This window comes from Lentzea sp. NPDC036955, assembly GCF_055608005.1.
The window spans coordinates 442,774-461,532 of record NZ_JBVJRC010000004.1; the positions used below are offsets into that span (position 1 = coordinate 442,774).

23 protein-coding genes are annotated in these 18,759 nt (G+C 70.3%); 16 read left to right on the forward strand and 7 right to left on the reverse strand.

All coding sequences use genetic code 11. The annotated features are described in order from the left end of the window. Nucleotides 1-27 precede the first annotated feature (27 nt). Both ACZ7CF_RS15560 and ACZ7CF_RS15565 read left to right on the forward strand, forming a co-directional pair. Nucleotides 28-177, forward strand: a complete 150-nt coding sequence (locus tag ACZ7CF_RS15560; protein ID WP_360394313.1) for a hypothetical protein — start codon at nucleotides 28-30, stop codon at nucleotides 175-177. 39 nt (nucleotides 178-216) lie between these two features. After that, the gene (locus ACZ7CF_RS15565; RefSeq protein ID WP_360394316.1) at nucleotides 217-942 is read left to right on the forward strand and encodes a potassium channel family protein; all 726 of its coding nucleotides are present in this window, start codon (nucleotides 217-219) and stop codon (nucleotides 940-942) included. On the opposite strand, the gene ACZ7CF_RS15570 is transcribed toward ACZ7CF_RS15565, so the two are convergent. After that, entirely contained in the window at nucleotides 886-1,473 is a 588-nt protein-coding gene (locus ACZ7CF_RS15570; protein WP_360394319.1) for an HAD family hydrolase, read from the reverse strand. The genes ACZ7CF_RS15565 and ACZ7CF_RS15570 overlap by 57 nt on opposite strands. 1 nt (nucleotide 1,474) lies before the next feature. Beyond that, complete coding sequence (locus ACZ7CF_RS15575) at nucleotides 1,475-2,416, reverse strand: threonine aldolase family protein (RefSeq protein ID WP_470369995.1); 942 nt, start codon at nucleotides 2,414-2,416, stop codon at nucleotides 1,475-1,477. A 183-nt stretch (nucleotides 2,417-2,599) separates the two neighbouring features. Here ACZ7CF_RS15575 and ACZ7CF_RS15580 point away from each other — a divergent pair, with 183 nt between their 5' ends. Genes ACZ7CF_RS15580 through ACZ7CF_RS15610 form a run of 7 tightly spaced genes read left to right on the forward strand, consistent with a single transcriptional unit; the run spans nucleotide 2,600 to nucleotide 8,077 of the window. Next, nucleotides 2,600-3,118 carry a SigE family RNA polymerase sigma factor gene (locus ACZ7CF_RS15580; protein ID WP_458429971.1) on the forward strand — a complete coding sequence of 173 codons (519 nt, stop codon included), beginning with the start codon at nucleotides 2,600-2,602 and terminating at the stop codon, nucleotides 3,116-3,118. A 26-nt stretch (nucleotides 3,119-3,144) separates the two neighbouring features. After that, the gene (locus ACZ7CF_RS15585) at nucleotides 3,145-3,831 is read left to right on the forward strand and encodes a hypothetical protein (RefSeq protein WP_470369835.1); all 687 of its coding nucleotides are present in this window, start codon (nucleotides 3,145-3,147) and stop codon (nucleotides 3,829-3,831) included. Nucleotides 3,832-3,869: 38 nt separating this feature from the next. Beyond that, nucleotides 3,870-4,454 (forward strand): TetR/AcrR family transcriptional regulator, encoded by a 585-nt coding sequence (locus tag ACZ7CF_RS15590; protein ID WP_360394327.1) that lies wholly within the window; start codon nucleotides 3,870-3,872, stop codon nucleotides 4,452-4,454. 57 nt (nucleotides 4,455-4,511) lie between these two features. Further along, nucleotides 4,512-5,045 (forward strand): RNA polymerase sigma factor, encoded by a 534-nt coding sequence (locus ACZ7CF_RS15595; RefSeq protein WP_360394330.1) that lies wholly within the window; start codon nucleotides 4,512-4,514, stop codon nucleotides 5,043-5,045. After that, nucleotides 5,042-5,806 (forward strand): hypothetical protein, encoded by a 765-nt coding sequence (locus tag ACZ7CF_RS15600; protein WP_470369836.1) that lies wholly within the window; start codon nucleotides 5,042-5,044, stop codon nucleotides 5,804-5,806. Before ACZ7CF_RS15595 ends, ACZ7CF_RS15600 begins: the two co-directional genes overlap by 4 nt. Before the next feature lie 25 nt (nucleotides 5,807-5,831). Beyond that, nucleotides 5,832-7,250: an adenylosuccinate lyase gene (gene purB / locus ACZ7CF_RS15605; RefSeq protein WP_360394335.1), complete on the forward strand. Its 1,419-nt coding sequence runs from the start codon at nucleotides 5,832-5,834 to the stop codon at nucleotides 7,248-7,250. 2 nt (nucleotides 7,251-7,252) lie between these two features. Beyond that, nucleotides 7,253-8,077 carry an MOSC domain-containing protein gene (locus ACZ7CF_RS15610; RefSeq protein WP_470369837.1) on the forward strand — a complete coding sequence of 275 codons (825 nt, stop codon included), beginning with the start codon at nucleotides 7,253-7,255 and terminating at the stop codon, nucleotides 8,075-8,077. On the opposite strand, the gene ACZ7CF_RS15615 is transcribed toward ACZ7CF_RS15610, so the two are convergent. Next, entirely contained in the window at nucleotides 8,074-8,511 is a 438-nt protein-coding gene (locus ACZ7CF_RS15615) for a hypothetical protein (protein ID WP_360394340.1), read from the reverse strand. The two genes, ACZ7CF_RS15610 and ACZ7CF_RS15615, sit on opposite strands and share 4 nt — an antisense overlap. 86 nt (nucleotides 8,512-8,597) lie before the next feature. On the opposite strand from ACZ7CF_RS15615, the gene ACZ7CF_RS15620 reads away from it, so the two are divergent. Further along, nucleotides 8,598-9,473, forward strand: coding sequence for a phosphoribosylaminoimidazolesuccinocarboxamide synthase (locus ACZ7CF_RS15620; protein ID WP_470369838.1), 876 nt, complete (start codon nucleotides 8,598-8,600; stop codon nucleotides 9,471-9,473). 65 nt (nucleotides 9,474-9,538) lie between these two features. Further along, nucleotides 9,539-10,174 (forward strand): DUF2334 domain-containing protein, encoded by a 636-nt coding sequence (locus ACZ7CF_RS15625; RefSeq protein ID WP_470369839.1) that lies wholly within the window; start codon nucleotides 9,539-9,541, stop codon nucleotides 10,172-10,174. Here the strand turns inward: ACZ7CF_RS15625 and ACZ7CF_RS15630 are convergent. Next, the gene (locus ACZ7CF_RS15630) at nucleotides 10,137-10,760 is read right to left on the reverse strand and encodes an MBL fold metallo-hydrolase (protein ID WP_470369840.1); all 624 of its coding nucleotides are present in this window, start codon (nucleotides 10,758-10,760) and stop codon (nucleotides 10,137-10,139) included. The genes ACZ7CF_RS15625 and ACZ7CF_RS15630 overlap by 38 nt on opposite strands. A 267-nt stretch (nucleotides 10,761-11,027) precedes the next feature. Between ACZ7CF_RS15630 and ACZ7CF_RS15635 the strand changes: the two genes are divergently transcribed. After that, nucleotides 11,028-11,954, forward strand: a complete 927-nt coding sequence (locus tag ACZ7CF_RS15635) for a trypsin-like serine peptidase (protein ID WP_360394351.1) — start codon at nucleotides 11,028-11,030, stop codon at nucleotides 11,952-11,954. Here ACZ7CF_RS15635 and ACZ7CF_RS15640 read toward each other — a convergent pair. Next, entirely contained in the window at nucleotides 11,938-12,918 is a 981-nt protein-coding gene (locus tag ACZ7CF_RS15640; RefSeq protein ID WP_470369841.1) for an NAD-dependent epimerase/dehydratase family protein, read from the reverse strand. The genes ACZ7CF_RS15635 and ACZ7CF_RS15640 overlap by 17 nt on opposite strands. Before the next feature lie 115 nt (nucleotides 12,919-13,033). On the opposite strand from ACZ7CF_RS15640, the gene ACZ7CF_RS15645 reads away from it, so the two are divergent. The 4 genes from ACZ7CF_RS15645 to purL all read left to right on the forward strand — a co-directional run bounded on the left by ACZ7CF_RS15645 (nucleotide 13,034) and on the right by purL (nucleotide 16,975). Then, nucleotides 13,034-13,573 carry a hypothetical protein gene (locus tag ACZ7CF_RS15645; protein WP_470369842.1) on the forward strand — a complete coding sequence of 180 codons (540 nt, stop codon included), beginning with the start codon at nucleotides 13,034-13,036 and terminating at the stop codon, nucleotides 13,571-13,573. Between the two features lie 233 nt (nucleotides 13,574-13,806). Next, a complete protein-coding gene (gene purS / locus ACZ7CF_RS15650) occupies nucleotides 13,807-14,046 on the forward strand; it encodes a phosphoribosylformylglycinamidine synthase subunit PurS (protein WP_053739663.1) in 240 nt (79 codons plus the stop codon). Further along, nucleotides 14,043-14,717, forward strand: coding sequence for a phosphoribosylformylglycinamidine synthase subunit PurQ (purQ, locus tag ACZ7CF_RS15655; RefSeq protein WP_458429982.1), 675 nt, complete (start codon nucleotides 14,043-14,045; stop codon nucleotides 14,715-14,717). The genes purS and purQ overlap by 4 nt, the downstream gene beginning before the upstream one ends. Continuing rightward, nucleotides 14,714-16,975 carry a phosphoribosylformylglycinamidine synthase subunit PurL gene (gene purL, locus ACZ7CF_RS15660; RefSeq protein ID WP_470369843.1) on the forward strand — a complete coding sequence of 754 codons (2,262 nt, stop codon included), beginning with the start codon at nucleotides 14,714-14,716 and terminating at the stop codon, nucleotides 16,973-16,975. The genes purQ and purL overlap by 4 nt, the downstream gene beginning before the upstream one ends. Nucleotides 16,976-17,045: 70 nt before the next feature. Here purL and ACZ7CF_RS15665 read toward each other — a convergent pair whose 3' ends face one another. After that, on the reverse strand, nucleotides 17,046-17,834 hold the full coding sequence (locus ACZ7CF_RS15665) for a lysozyme (protein WP_470369844.1): 789 nt from the start codon (nucleotides 17,832-17,834) through the stop codon (nucleotides 17,046-17,048). 42 nt (nucleotides 17,835-17,876) lie between these two features. After that, nucleotides 17,877-18,716: an aldo/keto reductase gene (locus ACZ7CF_RS15670; protein ID WP_360394368.1), complete on the reverse strand. Its 840-nt coding sequence runs from the start codon at nucleotides 18,714-18,716 to the stop codon at nucleotides 17,877-17,879. Between the last annotated feature and the right edge of the window lie 43 nt (nucleotides 18,717-18,759).

Consider the following 18,759-nt stretch of genomic DNA (forward strand, 5'->3'; position numbering starts at 1 on the left):
CAACCAGAAGAACAGGGGAGACACCACATGTGGGCGATCATCGGCTGGCTCGTCGCGATCTGGGTCGTCCTCGCCGTCGTCGGCGCCGTCGTGAAGGGCCTTTTCTGGCTCGCCGTGATCGGAGTGCTACTCCTCGTGGGCACGGTGGCTTATGGCGCGGTGAAATCGCGGCGCTAGCCCCTGGAACAATGCCGCCGCAACATTCACCATGGAGCGGTGTTGCAGTCCAGCGAGGCCCGCCTGGAACGGTGGGAGCGCAAGGCGGAGTGGCCGTTGACGGCGCTCGCCGTGCTGTTCCTCGTCGTTTACGCGTTCCAGGTGCTCGACGACCACGTGTTCCTGCACGTTCCGGTCGAGGTCGTGTTGTGGCTGATCTGGGCGGTGTTCGCGGTCGAGTTCGCGGTCAGGTTCACGCTCGCCGTCGACAAACCGCGGTTCCTGAAAACGCACCTGTTCGACCTCGCCGCGGTGTTGCTGCCGATGATCAGGCAGTTGCGCGTGCTGCGGTTGATCACCGTCATCACGCTGTTGAACAAGAAGTTCCAGCACAAGATCCGCCGGCGCGTCAGCATTTACGTCGCGGGGGTCACGGCCATCGTCGCTTTCTGCGCGAGCCTTGCCGTGCTCGACGCGGAAAGGCACGCCGAGAACGCGAGCATCACGACGTTCGGTGACGCGTTGTGGTGGACGCTCACCACGATGTCGACGGTCGGGTATGGCGACCGCTACCCGGTCACGACCGAGGGGCGGCTCGTCGCCGGGCTGCTCATGATCGGCGGCATCGCGTTGCTCGGTGTCATCACCGGGACGATCGCCAGCTGGCTGGTCGAGAAGCTGCGCGGCGTCGAGGAGGCGGAGCTGGAGACGGTGCGGGAGCTCAGGAACCTACGCGCCGAGATCGCCGAGCTCCGCGCGGAGCTCAACGCGCGCAGCGGCGGCTGACGTCCACAGCCGCGCGTCGATGCCCGCGGCCAGGGCGCCGTCGACGTTGACCTGGCGGTCGTCGTAGAACACCAGGTCCGAGCTGCCCACGACGTCCTTCAGCCGCTGCCAGATCACCGCGTCCGGCTTGGCGCAGCCGAGGTCACCGGAGAAGACCAGGTGCCGGAAGTGCTCGGTCCACGGCTCCTCCTCCGCGAGGCGCGCGAACGTCACCGGCGCGTTCGACAGCAACGCGAGCGGCACCCCCGCGGCGGCCAGGTCCGCGATCAGGGCGACGGTGTCCGGCACCGGGTCGGCCAGCCAGCCCGCGTTGTCGAGGGCCGTCAGCTCCTCCACGTCCACCGGCACGCCCAGCCGCGACCCGATCCGGCCCCAGTAGTCCGCGTCGGAGCCGCCGCGGTCGTAGGCGTCGCGGTCCCAGTACACGGCCTCGAACGCCTCCACGGACACCCCGAGCCGCGCGGCCATGCCGGGAATCCCGGGGTTGCGCTGGCTGATGACCTCACCGAAGTCGAACACGACCCAGCGCATCTCAGGCACCTTCCCGAACCCGGCGGAGCACCTCGGTGATGTCCGCTGCGGTCACGTCGCCGTGCGTCACGAACCGCACCTTGCCCGACATCGGGCTCGCGAGCACACCGGCCTCCCGCAACGACAGCAGCGTCTTGTCCAGGTCCGGCACCGCCGCCAGCACGATGTTCGTCGCGGGTTCCGCGACCTCCCAGCCGATCGACCGCAGCCCGGAGGCCAGCGCAGCGGCGTTCGCGTGGTCGTCGGCCAGCCGGGCGATCCGGTCCAGCGCCACCAGCCCGGCCGCGGCCAGCACACCGCCCTGCCGGACCCCGCCGCCGAGCATCTTCCGCACCCGCCGCGCCTCGACGACGAACGACGCCGACCCGGCCACGACCGACCCGACCGGCGCGCCCAGCCCCTTCGACAGGCACACCTGCACCGTGTCCACCCCGGCGGTCAGCGCCGTCAACGGCACCCCGAGCGCCACCGACGCGTTCCACAGCCGCGCCCCGTCCAGGTGCACGGCCAGCCCGACCGACCGCGCCGCCGCCACCAGGGCGGCATGACCGGCGACCGGGGTCAGCGCGCCACCGGCGGCGTTGTGGGTGTTCTCCAGGCACAGCAGGGTCGACCGCAGCCCGTAGTACGGCGACTCGCCGCCGCCCGCCGCGACCACGGCCTCCGGGGTCATCGAGTGCAACGCGTGCGGCATGCCGCCGGCCAGCCACGCCGCCGTGCCCAGCTCCGCGTCCAGCACGTGCGCGCCGAGCGGGGCCAGGAACCGGTCACCGCGGTCCAGGTGCAGGAACAACGCGATCAGGTTGCCCATCGAGCCCGACGGCACCCACAGCGCGGCCTCGACGCCGAGCAGCCCGGCGACGCGCTCCTCCAGTGCGGCCATCGTCGGGTCGTGGTCGAGCACGTCGTCGCCGACCTCGGCCGCGGCCATCGCGCGGCGCATCTCCTCGTCCGGGCGGGTGACGGTGTCCGAGCGCAGGTCAATGGGTGTCACGACCCCGATCACATCACATCCGGCTCACGACCGAGGGGGTGATGTGGCTCTCCCCCTGGGTTCGTGCAACCGTGGGGCCCCCGGATTCCGTCCGGTCAGTGCAACTCGAGGAACGAGCGGAGAGCAGTCCGCGTGGATCAGCGCGACGAGCAGGAGTTCGCGGAGTACTTCGTGGCTCGCCGTGAGGCCGTGCGCCGAACGGCATACCTGCTGTGCGGCGACTGGCACCGCGCTGACGACTTCGCCCAGACCGCGTTCGTGGCACTGCACAGGAGGTGGCGGAAGATCCGGGACAAGCAGGCCCTCGACGCCTACGTCCGGCGCAGCGTAGTGCGCGCGGTGATCGACGAGTCACGGCGTCCGTGGCGGCGCGAGAAGTTCACCGACGAGCTGCCGGAGACGCCGGCCCTCGACCACGAGGTCGGCGACACGGTCGCGACGCGCGAGGCGCTGATGAAGGGCCTGCGCAGGGTTCCGCCGCGGCAACGGGCGGTGCTCGTGCTGCGGTTCCTCGAAGGGCTCGACGTGACGGCCACCGCCGAGGTGCTGAAGTGCTCGGAAGGAACTGTGAAGAGTCAGACCGCCCGCGGGCTGACCGCACTGCGGGAAGCGCTCGGCAGCGCGATCGACGACCTGCGACCGGCGTCATGACGGCGACCAGCGGAAGGAGGCTGTAGGTGGACGAGAACAAGCTCGCGGACCTGTTCCGCGACGCCGCGCACGACGCACCACCGGCGGCCTTCGACGTGTCGGACGTCCGCACCGCGTCGCGCAGGGCCACCCAGCGCAGGCGCAGCGCGATCGCCGGCGGGACCGCGCTGGTCGTGGTGCTCGGCTTCGGCGGCGTCCTGGCCGGGACGAACTGGGTGAACCAGGACAAAGGCGCCGAGTCCGTCGCCGGTGCTGGCCAGGCGGGGGACAACTCGGCACAATCGCCGCTGTCCGCTCCGGTCGACCCGCCGAACATGCAGACGAAGAACTTCCCTGGTGACGTGTCCACGCAGGGGGACACGGCCACGCCGGGAAGCGCCGACCCCAGTGTCGGCGAACGCGCGGTGCAGGGCTGCGCGGAGGTGGACCGGGAGCTCGCCGTCGCCCTCGCCGGAGAGCTTTCGGTCCCACCCGCTGACGCCGTCCCGCCGACCGTCAGCTGCGCGCCGTCGTCGCGCTCGGCCGCGTTCAAGGTCGACGGGCTGACGATCACGGCCATCGTCACCCCGAGCGAGTTCACGGCACCCGACCGCGCCGACACCGCGGTGGTCAAGACCGGCAAGGGCCAGGACCTCTACGTCTTCACGCAGGGCGACGGCGAGCTGAAGGGGCAGGCAGCGCGGGTCGCGGACGCACTCGCGTCCCGGTTCTGACCAGGCCGCGCCCGCTCGCCCAGTACTCTGGCCCGACTATGACCGCAGCAACTCCCAAGGGGGAGCGCCGCAGGCAGGCGCTCGTGGAGGCCGCGGCCGAACTGCTCGTGGAGGGCGGGTTCGACGCGGTCCGGCACCGCGCGGTCGCCGAACGCGCAGGTCTGCCGCTCGCGTCCACCACGTACTACTTCGACTCGCTCGACGAGCTCGTGACCGCGGCGGTCGAGCTGCACGGCCGCGCCGAGCTCGCGAGCAGCAGGGAGAAGCTGGCCGCGCTGCCGCACGGGACCGTCGACGACGACGCGTTGATCCAGCTGGTCCTCGACCTGCTGGTCGGCCCGGACGTCACCGACACCGAGACGATGCTGCTGCGCTACGAACGCCTCGTCGCGACCGGCCGCCGCCCCTACCTGCGGCCGTTGATGCGGGTCATGGGCTCCGAGCTGCAGGACCTGATCTCCGCGATCTTCGCCCGCTCCGGCCGCGCACTGCCCGCCGACCGGGTCGAGGAGCTGATCGCGCTCGTGGACGGCACGATGGTGAACGCGTTCATCGAGCTGAAGTCCGATCCACGCGGTGTTGCGGCGAGAATGCTCCGAAAGGCCCTTTCGCGTCACGAGTGATGCAACCCCGCGTTCCCCCGGTGCGTTCCCCTGGATGAGGACGCGAGAGGGGATCGCATGCGCAAGGCCGATGAACAGGGCTTCCGCGAGTTCGCGGCAGCCAATGCCGCGAGCTTGCGCCGCACCGCGTACCTGTTCTGCGGGGACTGGCACACCGCAGAGGACCTCATGCAGTCCAGCCTCATGAAGATGTACCTGGCCTGGAAGCGCATCAAGGGCCTGGACAACCTGATCGCCTACGCCCGCAAGGTGCTGCTGCGCACCTGGCTGGACGAGAAGCGCAGGCCGTGGCGCAGGGCCGAGCAGCGCGACGGGGAGCTGCCCGACGCCGCCGACGAGCGGGTCGACCCCGACCACACCAGCGCGAAGCTGTGGGCGCGTGAGCTGGTGCACACCGCGTTGCTCCAGGTCCCGCCACGGCAACGGGCGGTGCTCGTGCTGCGTTACTTCGAGGACCTCTCGGTCGCCGAGGTGGCGGTGGCCATGGGGTGCTCGGAGGGAACGGTCAAGAGCCAGACGGCGCGTGGCCTCGCGACGCTGCGCACCATCGTGGAGAAGCTCGACAGCAGTTCGGGGAGGGTCGCGTCGTGAGTGAGCAGGAGATCCGCGAGGGGATGCTGCTGGCCGTCTGGGACGAGCCGCCCCTCGACTTCGACCCGGACGCCCTGATGAGGCGGGCCGAGCAGAAAAAAAGTCGCAGGCGAGCACTGGTCAGCGTGGGAGTGGCCACCGCCCTGATCGTCGTGTCCGCCTTCGCACTGCCGGGGCTGCTGCCCAAGACCGGTGACGACGACCAGATCGCGGCGCGGCGCACCGAGAGCAGCGCGCCCACGTCGACCGAGTCGCCGAACGCCCGCAGCGTGCGCATCGGCGACGCCCTCGCGGCGAAGCTGCAGACCGTGCGCCGGGAGCTGCGCGACGTCTCCGCCTACGTCCAGCCGGGCATGCAGGTGGTCCAGGGCACCTCGACGACGAAGCCGCCCTCGCCCGGCTCCGCGCCGGACCCGTCCCTGAGCGGTTACGTGTACCTGACCGACGACATCGGGCCGACCGCGTTGCTGCTCACGACCACGAGCACCCCGAAGAGCTCGCGGCTGGAGTGCATCGGCGCGGTCACGTGCAAGGAGATGCCCGTCGACGACGGGTCGACGATCCTCGAGGCCGAGTACCTCGACGGGACCTCGACGGTCGTCAGGGCCGTGTCCACCCGCGTCTTCGAGAGCGGTTACACCGTGAAGCTGTCGGCGTTCACCACTAACCCGGCGACGGGCAGCGGTCTGCGGGCGCAGCTGCCGGTGTCTGTGGACGTGCTCACAACGATGCTCACCGACGGCCGCATCCGCTGGGAGTGAGTCCGACGTGCACTAACCTGGCGGCGTGACCAAGCCGCGCATCGCCAACGTCCTCGCAGGTCGCTACGCCTCCACGTCGCTCGCGACGCTCTGGTCGGCCGAGCACAAGATCGTGCTGGAGCGCCAGCTGTGGCTCGCGGTCCTGCGCGCGCAGGCGGCCGCCGGCATCGACGTGCCGGACGGCGCGGTGGCCGACTACGAACGCGTGCTGGAGCAGGTCGACCTGGAGTCGATCGCGGCCCGCGAGCGGGTGACGCGGCACGACGTGAAGGCGCGCATCGAGGAGTTCAACGCCCTCGCCGGTCACGAGCACGTGCACAAGGGCATGACCTCGCGCGACCTCACCGAGAACGTCGAGCAGCTGCAGGTGCTGCGGTCGCTGGAGCTCGTCCGCGGCAAGACCGCGGCGGTGCTGGGCCGGCTGGCGCGCCTGGCCGCTGAGCACACCGACCTGGTGATGGCCGGCCGTTCGCACAACGTCGCCGCGCAGGCCACGACGCTGGGCAAGCGGTTCGCCACGGCCGCCGACGAGCTGCTGGTGGCGTTCTCCCGGCTCGACGAGCTGATCTCGCGGTACCCGTTGCGCGGCATCAAGGGCCCGGTCGGCACCGCGCAGGACATGCTCGACCTGCTCGGCTCCGGTGAGAAGCTGGCCGAGCTGGAACGCACGATCGCGGGCCACCTCGGCTTCGAGCGCGTGCTGACCTCGGTCGGCCAGGTGTACCCGCGCTCCCTGGACTTCGACGTGGTGTCGACGCTGGTGCAGCTCGCGGCGGCGCCGTCGTCGCTCGCGAAGACCATCCGGCTGATGGCGGGCCACGAGCTGGTGACCGAGGGCTTCAAGCCCGGCCAGGTCGGGTCCAGCGCCATGCCGCACAAGATGAACACCCGGTCGTGCGAACGCGTGAACGGCTTCGCGGTGATCCTGCGCGGCTACCTGTCGATGGTCGGCGAGCTCGCGGGCGACCAGTGGAACGAGGGCGACGTGTCCTGCTCGGTCGTGCGCAGGGTGGCGCTGCCCGACGCGTTCTTCGCGTTCGACGGGCTGCTGGAGACGTTCCTGACCGTGCTGGACGAGTTCGGCGCGTACCCGGCCGTCGTCGCCCGTGAGCTGGACCGCTACCTGCCGTTCCTCGGCACGACGAAGGTGCTGATGGCGGCCGTGCGCGCGGGTGTCGGCCGGGAGACCGCGCACGAGGCCATCAAGGAGAACGCCGTCGCCGTGGCGCTCGCGATGCGCGAGGAGGGCCTGGCGCAGAACGACCTGCTGGACCGCCTCGCCGCCGACGAGCGCCTGCCGCTCGACCGCGCGGCCCTGGACGCGCTGCTCGCGGACCGGCTGTCGTTCACCGGCGTGGCGTCGGCGCAGGTCGCCGCGGTCGTCGAGCAGGTGGCCGCGGTCGTCGAGAAGTACCCGGCGTACGAGCCGGAGCCGATCCTGTGATCGTGTCCGGGCTGTTCGCCTACCCGGTCAAGGGGTGCGGCGGCGTCGCCGTCACGTCGTCCGCCGTGGACCTCACCGGGCTGCGCGACGACCGGATGATGATGCTGGTGTCGGCCGAGGACGGCGTGTTCCTGTCGCAGCGGAACACGCCCGCGCTCGCCGCACTGCGACCGTCCCTCGTGGACTCGGCGCTGCGGGTCGGCGGTGAGTCGTTCCCGGTGGTCGCCGACGGGCCGCGCATCCCGGTCGTGGTGCACAAGTGGGACGGCTTCGGCGTCGACCAGGGCGACGACGCCGCCGCGTACTTCTCCGACGTGCTCGGTCAGGCGGTCCGGCTGGTGCGGATGCCGCAGGACGTGCGCAGGGAGTCGGGCGGGCAGACCGAGGGCCTGGTGGGCTACGCGGACGCGCACCCGCTGCTGGTGCTGTCGCTGTCCTCTTTGGACGGCCTGAACGAACGCGTCCTGGACCGCGGCGGCGAACCGGTGCCGATGGACCGCTTCCGCCCCAACGTGGTGATCTCCGGCTGGCCGGAGCCGCACACCGAGGACCGGGTGCGGCGCGCGGTCATCGGCGACGTGGAGCTGGGCTACGCCAAGGACTGCGTGCGCTGCTCGGTGCCGCTGGTCGACCAGGACACCGGTCTGCGCGCGGGCCCGGAGCCGATCCGCACGCTCGCCTCCTACCGGCGCGACCCGGACGGCGGCGTGACCTTCGGGATGAAGGCGGCCGTCGTCCGCGCGGGATCGCTCGCCGTCGGCGACGAGGTCGACGTCCTGGAGTGGGCCCCTCCGGCCCCTCCGGCCCCTCCGGCTTCCCCGGCCTAGGCCTGCTGCCAGCGGAGGCGGTCGGCCCGCCGGTCGTCCTTGCGGCACACGAGCGCCTGCCCGCGCAGGTCGACACCGCCGGCACCCTCGGGAGCACAGCGCGCGCCTTCGTTCACGAGGAGACCCCGCTGCGGCGGCTCCGTCGTGGTGACCACCGGCGCGGGTGGCGGCGGCTGCACGGGCGGCGGCGCCGGCCTGCGCGTGGTGGTCGTGGTCGTCGTGGTGGTGGTCGTCGTGGTCGTGGTCTTGACCGTGATCTCGGCGAGCTCGGGCGTCGGCACGAGGCTGACCTGCTGGGTCGTGCTCGCGCCCAGACCGGGGGCCGGTGCGGACGACTGCGGACCGGAGTCGCCGCCCCACCCCGCGACGGCGAGCACGACGAGCAGTCCCGCACTGGCGGTTGCCGGGATCAACAGGGCCTTTCGGGTGAGCACGGGGTGCACCTTAAATGGCCGGACGCCCGATCTGTAGTGGTGCGGTGGCCGGAAGCCGGCCGACCCGCCCGGCTAGGCTGACCGGCGTGCCAACGCTCGCTGACTACCAGCACGTCGCCAGGGGCAAGGTCCGCGACCTGTACGACGTCGACGACGAGCTGCTGCTGTTCGTCGCGTCCGACCGGATCTCGGCCTACGACCACGTCCTGAGCACCGCGATCCCGGACAAGGGCCGCGTGCTCACCGCGATGAGCGTGTTCTGGTTCGAGCGGCTCGGCCCGAACCACCTGGTCGCCGCCGACGACCCGCGGATTCCCGCCGAGGTGCGCGGACGGGCGTTGCTGGTGCGCAAGCTGGCCATGGTCGACGTCGAGTGCGTGGCGCGCGGGTACCTCACCGGCTCCGGCATGGCCGACTACCGGCAGACCGGCGCGGTGTGCGGGATCGAGCTGCCGGAGGGCCTGGTCGAGGCCGACGAGCTGGACCCGCCGATCTTCACGCCGGCGTCCAAGGCGGAGATCGGGCAGCACGACGAGAACGTGTCGTTCGACGTCATCGCCGCCAAGCACGGTGTCGAGCTGGCCACGAAGCTGCGTGACCGCACCATCGAGCTGTACAGCGAAGCGCGCGCGTACGCCAAGACGCGCGGCCTGATCCTCGCCGACACCAAGTTCGAGTTCGGGCTGGACAAGCAGGGCGAGCTGATCCTCGCCGACGAGGTCTTCACGCCCGACTCGTCGCGCTACTGGCCCGCCGAGGGCTACGCGCCGGGCCGGGTGCAGCCGTCGTTCGACAAGCAGTACGTGCGCGACTGGCTGACCTCGGACGCGTCCGGCTGGGACCGGCACTCGGACACCCCGCCGCCCCCGCTGCCCGACGAGGTCGTCGAGGCCACCCGCGAGCGCTACGTCGAGGCCTACGAGCTGCTGACCGGCCGGTCCTTCGCCGACTGGCTCGCGTGAGTTAGCTCCGGTTTCACGCGGACGTCACCACGGCATGGCGCACTCGTCGGGTGCACTCACAGCTCGTGGTCTCACTGTCCGGCATCGGTCCGCAGACCCTCGACCGGTGCGCTGATCTGGCCGCGGCCCTCCAGCCGCGGCGGGTGCCGTTGTCGCTGCTCGTGGTCCCCCGCGAGCTCGCCTCGGCGCAGGACTGGGTGCGGCAGCGCGCCGCGCTCGGCGACGCCGTCGTGCTGCACGGCCTCGGTCAACGCAGGCTCCCCGCGTACGAGGCGGGGCTTCTGCTGACGGGCGCCCGTGTGCAGATGGACGCCATCGGGTTGAACGTCGACACGTTCGCGCCACGGCGTTGTGTGGCGTCGCCCGGGACGTTGATCGCGCTGGCCAAGCACAAGTTCAAGCTCTGCGCCGACGCCCACGCCGTGCGGGACGTCGGCACCGGGCTCGCGACGCTCGGGCGGCTGCACGCGCTGACCGAGCGCAGCAACTTCGGTGAGCTGCGGTCGCTGGCGCTGGTCTACGCGGCGGCCAGGTCCGCGCGGCGCGGTGGGCTCACGCGGATCACCGTGGACGCGCGCGACCTGCACCGTGCGGGGGCGCGGCAGGCCGTGCTCGACGCCGTGGACGTGGCCCTCGCCCACGACGCCGTGCCGACCACCTACGTCAGACTTCCGTCTCCTCGCCCCGCTGCAGTGGCCTGACCTCGGTTCCGGCCGGCTTGAGGTTCTCGAAGTGGTGGTAGGCCATCTGCGGCATGGCCAGCACCGCCTCGTGGATCGGCACGGCCACGCGCGGCTTCACGGCGCGCATGAAGTCGATGGCCTCACCGGTGCGCATCCAGGGCGCGCCGGAGGGGAGGCCGAGCACGTCGACGTCCTCGTCGGGCACGAACAGGGCGTCGCCGGGGTGGTAGAACGCACCGTCGCCGACGACGTAGCCGGTGTTCGGGACGACCGGGATGTCCTGGTGGATGACCGCGTGCTGACCGCCGACGGCCTTGACGGTCGTGTCGCCGACCTTCAGCACATCACCCGGCCGTGCGACGGTCGGGTGCTCGACGCTCGGCGCGGTGCCCTCGTCCACCACCAGCAACGCCCGCGGGTTCGACCTGAGCAGCGCGGGCAGCTTCTCGGCGTCGACGTGGTCGGCGTGCTGGTGCGTGATCATGATCGCGTCCAGGTCCACCAGGTCCTCGAACCCGGACGAGAAGGTGCCGGGGTCGATCAGGATGCGGGTGCTGCCGGTGTCGAGCAGCACACAGGCATGACCGAAATGGACAACTTGCATGGATTCCTCCATTACCGACGTTCGGCGGGCTGACACGGTCAGGTGACGTCGGAAGTATCAAAGGGCATGAGGAAAACCCTGCAACTCCTCACGGCACTGGCGCTGGCCCTGCCGATGACGACCGTTGTCCCTGCTACCACCACCACGTCTACACCTGCTCAGGCGCAATCGCCGCAGTCACAGGAAATCGGCACCGAGGAATCCGTCTCGGTCCGCGTGGGCGGCCTCAGCCGTTCGACGACCGTCGAACGGCCCGGATCGGGATACGTGAAGCTGCATTTCACGGATCTGCGCATTCTGCCGGGTGACGTGCTCACGGTGTCGAACCCTGACGGCACCGAGAAGTACACCTACACCCGCGACCTGAAGTCCTCGCTGACCGCCACCGTCGACGCGACCGGCTTCTGGGCCATGTCGATCACCGGCGACAGGGCGGTGGTGTCGGTGAGCAGCCCGCTCAGCCGCGCCCGCGTCGACAAGCTCACCCGCGGCTACACCGAGGCGGAGATGTCCGCGCAGCCGTCCGTGCAGAGCATCTGCGGCACGAACGACTACAAGGACGCCGTCTGCTACCAGTCCAGCAACCCGACCGAGTGGGGCAAGACGCCGGCCGTGGCGAAGCTGCTGCGCAACGGCAGCTCGCTGTGCACCGCGTGGCGGGTCGGCCCCAACAACCGCATGCTGACCAACGAGCACTGCTTCACCAGCACCACCGGCATCGAGGTGTGGTTCAACTACCAGTGCCCCACCTGCGGCGGCACGGCCACGGCCACCGTCACGAAGGTGCTGGCGGCCCAGGTCCTGAAGTACAGCGCCGCGCTGGACTACACCCTCTTCACCGTGAACAACTTCGCGGCCATCAGCTCGTTCGGCTACCTCGAACTGGACGCGCGCGTTCCGGCCGTGGGTGAGGAGATGTACATCGTCGGCCACCCGGCCGGGAAGCTGAAGAAGCTGTCGTTGCGCGACGACAGCAACGGCGGCGGCTACTGCGCCGTGCGGGCCGTACGGGTCAACGGCAGCTCGTCGCAGTCCGACATCAGCTACATGTGCGACACCGAGGGCGGTTCGTCCGGTTCGCCGGTGCTGTCGAGGCGCACGCACAAGGTGATCGGGCTGCACCACTTCGGCGGCTGCCCGAACCAGGGCGTGCGCATCGACCTCGTCGCCGCGCAGGTCAACCCGCTGCTGTAAGGACCTCCGCCTCCTCGTCGGGCGTCAGTCCCGCCTTGCGGGGCCTGTCCACGCCGAGGCCGCGCTCGTACTCCAGCGAGTCGAGCGCGGTCTCGGCCAGCGGCCTGGTCCGCAACCCGTTCGCCAGCGCGGCGCTGACGTCGCGGCCGACCATCTTCGCCCACTCCCGCGGCAACCACAGCGGCAACGACCGCGGCCCGGCCCACGGGTTGACCCCGAGCTGTTCAAGCACGCTCTCCGCCACCGGCACGAGCTGCGTCCCCGGCGCCGCCGTGGCCCCGGCGATCTCCCCGATGGCCATCTGGAACGGCATGACCGGCCCGGTCGAGTCGAACGTGCCGGTCACCCGCTCCTCGGCCGCGAACACGACCCACCGCGCCAGGTCCCGCACGTCGATGTGCTGGAACCCCAGCTCAGGGCTGTCCGGCACCACCACCCGGCCACCTCTGCTGAGCCTGGCGGGCCAGTACCCGAACCGGTCGCTCGGGTCGTCCGGCCCGGTGATCAGCCCGGCCCTGACGATGAACTCCTTGCCCTGCACGGCCTCCCTGACCGCGTTCTCGCTCGCGACCTTGACGCTGCCGTACCGCTCCGACGTGAACTCCTGCGCCGGATCGTCCTCCAGCGGCGGCAACAGCTCGTCGCTGCCCGACGCGTGGTCGGCGTAGACCGAGATGCTGCTGACGAACGTCCAGTGCGGCGTGGTCGCCCCGAACGCCTCCAACGCGTCCCGCACCCAGGTCACCGAGTACTTCGACACGTCGATGACGGCGTCGAACCGCTCCCCGGCGAGCTGGTCGAACGCGCCGGGCCGGTTCCTGTCCATCGCGACCAGGCGCGCACCTTCGGGTACTTCGCCCGAGGCGCCGCGAGCACCGCACACCACGTCGTGGCCCCGGCGGACCGCCTCCGCCGTGACGGCCTTGCTGAGGAACACGGTTCCGCCGAGCACCAGGATCTTCATGATCCCAGCATCCGTCCGGAACACCGCGGACGCCAGCGCGCTCCGCTGACGGCGAAACGCGCTCGATCGGCTGGACTTCCTGCAGTGTCGTTCGGCCCCGGCCGATGAACGTTCCGTGAGTCTGCACGCCTTCGTCGACGAGTCGCGGCGAAACAACACCTACCTGCTGGCCGTCGCACTGGTCTCGCCCGGCCAACTGACCAAATTGCGCAAGCTGCTCATGGGCCTGCGCATGCCGGACCAGCGCGAGCTGCACTTCAAGAAGGAGACACCGGCTCGGCGCAAGCAGATCCTGTCCGCTCTGGGACCGGCCTTGGTCCAGGTCGACATCTACCTCGCCTGCTGCCGGAAGGGTGAGGAGCGGGCGCGGCAGACGTGCGTCTCCCGCCTGACGGACGACGTGCTGAAAGCCGGCGTGACGCGGTTGGTGTTCGACAGCCGTGAGATCCGCGACGACCACGACCTGCTGACCATCCGAACGACGCTCGGCAAGTCCGCGTGGGGCACGGGGTTGTTCTACGAGCACCTGCCCAGCGAGAACGACCCGTTGCTGTGGATCGCGGACATCGTGGCTTGGTGTTACGGCGCGGGCGGTGACTGGCTACGCCGGTCACGACCGCTGATCGGGACCGTCATCGACACGCGAAGGCCCTAGAAAGCGCGAAGCACGGCGGCCGACCGTCCGGACGGGCACCGTGCTCACTTCTCCGGCTTACGGGCCGAAGCTGAGTCAAGAATAGCAGGACCCGTGGCCCGGACAAGCTGCTTCACCCGATGGTGGAACCCGGTGAAGATGTGCCCCCGAACACCTGTCGAGTTGATGAACACCCAGGTCAGGTAGGCTCTCCGGGTACCGCCAGCCCCCTCGAATCCCGGGAGCAGTCTGTCGTGGCCCGAGTCGTCGTCGACGTCATGCCGAAGCCCGAAATTCTCGACCCGCAAGGCCAGGCGGTGGCGAACGCGCTGCCGCGCCTCGGTTTTGACGGCATCACCGCTGTCCGCCAGGGCAAGCACTTCGAGCTGGAGGTCGCCGACGACGTCGACGACGCCACGCTCGCCAAGATCGCTGAGACCTTCCTCGCGAACCCCGTGATCGAGGACTGGACCGTGCGCAGGGTCGACGCATGAGGGTCGGGGTCATCACCTTCCCCGGCACCCTCGACGACGTCGACGCACAGCGAGCCGTCAGGTACGCGGACGGGGAGGCCGTGCCGCTCTGGCACGGCGACCACGACCTGAAGGGCGTCGACGCGGTCATCGTCCCCGGCGGGTTCTCCTACGGCGACTACCTGCGCTGCGGCGCCATCGCCCGGTTCGCGCCGGTCATGCAGGAGGTGGTCGAGGCCGCGAACAGGGGGATGCCCGTGCTGGGCATCTGCAACGGCTTCCAGATCCTCGCCGAGGCCCACCTGCTGCCGGGTGCGCTGGTCCGCAACCACAAGCTGCACTTCGTGTGCCGCGACCAGTGGTTGAAGGTCGAGAACAACAGCACCGCGTGGACCACCCGTTACGACGCCGGCGCCGAGGTCCTCGTGCCGCTGAAGTCGGGTGAGGGCGGCTACCAGGCCGACGACCGGACCCTCGACGAGCTCGAAGGTGAAGGCCGCGTCGTCTTCCGGTACGTCGGCGAGAACCCCAACGGCAGCCGCAACAACATCGCGGGCATCACGAACGCCAGGGGCAACGTCGTCGGCCTCATGCCGCACCCCGAGCACGCGATCGACGCGCTCACCGGCCCGACGGACGACGGACTGGGGATGTTCCTGTCCCTCCTCGACGCAGTGCAGGTGAAGGCATGACCGTGGACACCGTCAAGAACGCCGAGAGCACCCCCGACCAGGAGCAGCCCTACAAAGAGCTGGGCCTGAAGGACGACGAGTACGCGCGCATCAAGGAGATCCTCGGCCGCAGGCCGACGGACGCCGAGCTCGCCATGTACTCGGTCATGTGGAGCGAGCACTGCTCCTACAAGTCGTCCAAGGTGCACCTGAAGTACTTCGGCGAGACCACGACCGACGAGATGAAGTCGAAGATGCTCGCGGGCATCGGCGAGAACGCCGGTGTGGTCGACATCGGTGACGGCTGGGCGGTCACGTTCAAGGCCGAGAGCCACAACCACCCGTCCTACGTCGAGCCCTACCAGGGTGCGGCGACGGGGGTCGGTGGCATCGTGCGCGACATCCTCGCGATGGGTGCCCGGCCGCTCGCGGTCATGGACCCGCTGCGCTTCGGCGCGCCGGACGCGCCCGACACCAGGCGCGTGCTGCCCGGCATCGTCGCGGGCGTCGGAGGCTACGGCAACTGCCTCGGCCTGCCGAACATCGGCGGCGAGGTCGTGTTCGACGAGACCTACCAGGGCAACCCGCTGGTCAACGCGCTGTGCGTCGGCGCGATGAAGGTCGAGGACCTGCACCTGGCGCACGCGTCCGGTGCCGGCAACAAGGTCATCCTCTACGGCGCGCGCACCGGCCTCGACGGCATCGGTGGCGTGTCCGTGCTCGCGAGCGAGACGTTCGACGACACGGCCGGCAAGCGCAAGAAGCTGCCGAGCGTGCAGGTCGGCGACCCGTTCACCGAGAAGGTGCTGATCGAGTGCTCCCTGGAGCTCTTCGAGAAGGGCATCGTCGTCGGCATCCAGGACCTCGGCGGCGCAGGCCTGTCCTGCGCCACGAGCGAGCTGGCGTCCGCGGGTGACGGTGGCATGCACGTGTGGCTCGACCGGGTTCCGCTGCGGGCCACGGGCATGACGCCGGCGGAGATCCTGTCCAGCGAGTCCCAGGAACGCATGTGCGCGGTCGTCGAGCCGCACAACGTCGACGCGTTCATGGAGGTCTGCCGCAAGTGGGACGTCATCGCCACCGAGATCGGTGAGGTGACGGAAGGCGACCGCCTGGTCATCACGTACCACGACGAGGTCGTCGTGGACGTGCCGCCGCGGACCGTCGCCCACGAGGGCCCGGTCTACAACCGGCCGATCCAGCGGCCCGCCGACCAGGACGAGCTGCAGGCGAACACGCCGGACGCCCTCGCGAAGCCCGCGAAGGACGAGCTGCTGGAGCTGATCAAGTCCCAGGCGGCCAGCCCCAACCTGGCCTCCAAGCGGTGGGTCACCCAGCAGTACGACCGGTACGTGCGCGGTGGCACGGTCCTGGCGCAGCCCAGCGACGGCGGCATGATCCGCATCGGCGAGGACACGCACCGCGGTGTGGCGCTCTCGACCGACTGCAACGGCCGCTACACCAAGCTCGACCCGTACGCGGGTGCGCAGCTGGCGCTGGCCGAGGCCTACCGCAACGTCGCCGCCACCGGTGCCACGCCGGTCGCGGTCACGAACTGCCTCAACTTCGGCTCGCCGGAGGACCCCGGTGTCATGTGGCAGTTCGAGCAGGCCGTGAAGGGCCTCGCGGACGGCTGCGTGGAGCTGGGCATCCCGGTGACCGGCGGCAACGTCAGCTTCTACAACCAGACCGGTTCCACGGCGATCCTGCCGACGCCGGTCGTGGGCGTGCTCGGCGTGATCGACGACGTGCGGCGCCGCATCCCCACCGGGATCGGGGCCGAGGCCGGCGAGACGCTGCTGCTGCTCGGTGAGACGCGCGCCGAGTTCGGCGGGTCGGAGTGGGCGCACGTCGTCCACCGCCACCTCGGCGGTCTGCCGCCGAAGGTCGACCTGCAGCGCGAGAAGCTGCTCGGCGAGGTCCTCGTCGCGGGCTCCCGCGACGGCATGGTCTCCGCCGCGCACGACCTGTCCGAGGGCGGTCTGGCCCAGGCCCTGGTCGAGACGTGCCTCATCGGTGAGACGGGTGCGCGGGTCTTCCTGGAGGGTGACCTGTTCACCGAGCTCTTCAGCGAGTCGGCCGGCCGTGTGCTCGTGGCCGTTCCTCGCACCGAGGAGCAGCGCTTCACCGACATGTGCACCGCGCGCGCTCTGCCGTGGCGCAAGGTCGGCGTCGTCGACCCGGAGTCGGGCGCCCTGGAGATCCAGGACCTCGGCTCGCTGCCCCTGACCGAGCTCCGCGAGGCCTGGGAAGCCACCCTCCCAGCCCTGTTCGACTGACGCTTCAACCGCACGCGGGGAGCTTTCGTACTCTCGGAGAGTACGAAAGCTCCCCGCGTGCGTTGAGCGGTCAACGGGCGGCCAGGCGGGCCAGTTGGTCGTACTTGCCGTTGAAGAGGTTCTGGTCGCCGGGGAAGAAGCCGGCGGCCTGCCACTGCCAGATGGTGTGGAAGGTGAAGCCGGCCGGGAGCGGTCCGAGCTCGTCGGCGTAGCGCGCGATCCACAACGGGTGGTGCTCGCCGAAGTTGTACGAGCCGCCGACGCACTTGTTCCACCAGTTCGTGGACGTGTAGATCGCCGGATACCGTTTCGTGCGCGCGTAGACCGTGTCGCTGAACGAGCGCACCCACGTCGTCAGCTCCGCCGGGGACATGTCGTAACAGGTGTCGCCGTACGGGTTGTACTCCATGTCCAGCGCGGGTGGCAGGGTCTTGCTGTTCGGCGTCCAGCCCCCGCCGTTGTCGACGAAGAAGTTCGCCTGCTCGGCGCCGTCGGAGCGGTCGGGCAGCGCGAAGTGGTACGCGCCGCGGATCATGCCGACGCCGAGCGAGCCGTTGTACTGCTGGGCGTAGTCCGGGTTCTTGTAGTCGGTGCCCTCGGTCGCCTTGACGTAGGCGAACCGCGCACCCTTGGCCCACGAGTCCGCCCAGTCGACGTCACCCTGGTGGCTGCTGACGTCCATGCCGGGCACCTTGCCGTCTGCCGGTGGTGCTGCGGCCGTCCGGGTCCCCACCCCCTCGTGCCGGAGGATCTGTGAACCCGCGAAGTGGTCCGCGGAGCCCTCGGGCAAGGGCACCGCGGACGCGGGGGCCGGGGTCATCCCGGCGACGATCGCCGCAATGCTGATCAAGGTCCGCATGCACTAGATCGTGCGACCATTCGGCTCAGTCGGCCACCGGCTTCACCCGTCCAGGCGGGTCAGCTCCTCCGCGGTCAGCTCCAGGTGGGTCGCCGCTGCCGAGTCCGTGGTGCTCGCCGGCCGGGAAGCACCCGGGATGGGGATGACGACCTCGGACTTGGCCAGCATCCACGCCAGGCAGGCCTGGTGCGGGCTGACCCCGTGCGCGTCGCCGACCTCCTTGAACGGCCCGCTCAGCGCGCCCGCCTTGCCGATGCCGCCGAACGGGCTCCACGGCAGGAACGCGATGCCGAGCTTGTCGCACAGCTCCAGCTCCGGCTCGCTCGACCGGAACGACGGCGAGAACTGGTTCTGCACGGCGGCCAGCCGACCGCCCAGGACCTCGTTGGCCTGCACGATCTCCTCGGGGTTGAAGTTCGACACGCCCGCGTAGCGGATCTTGCCGTTGTCCAGCAGCTCGGCGAGCGCCCCGACCGACTCGGTGATCGGCGTCTTCGGGTCCGGCCGGTGGAACTGGTAGAGGAAGATCTGGTCTACACCCAGCCGCCGCAACGACCCGTCGACCGCCTTGCGCAGGTACTCGGGCCGTCCGTCGAGCGCCCAGCCGCCACCCTCGACGCGCGTGTGACCGCCCTTCGTCGCGACGAACACCTCCTCGGAACGACCGCGCAACCCCTCGGCGATCAGCTCCTCGTTGTGCCCGAAGTCGCTGTCGTCGAGCGAGTAGGCGTCGGCGGTGTCGATGAACGTCACGCCCGCGTCGAGCGCGGCGTGGATGGTCTCGATGGCCTGTGCGCGGTCCGGCCGGCCCTGGACCGACATGGGCATGCCGCCCAGTCCGATGGCGCTGACCTCGACTTCTCCGATTCGGCGCTTCTGCATGCCCTCCACTCTGCTCCACCTGCATTAAGCTGTCCAACGCAGA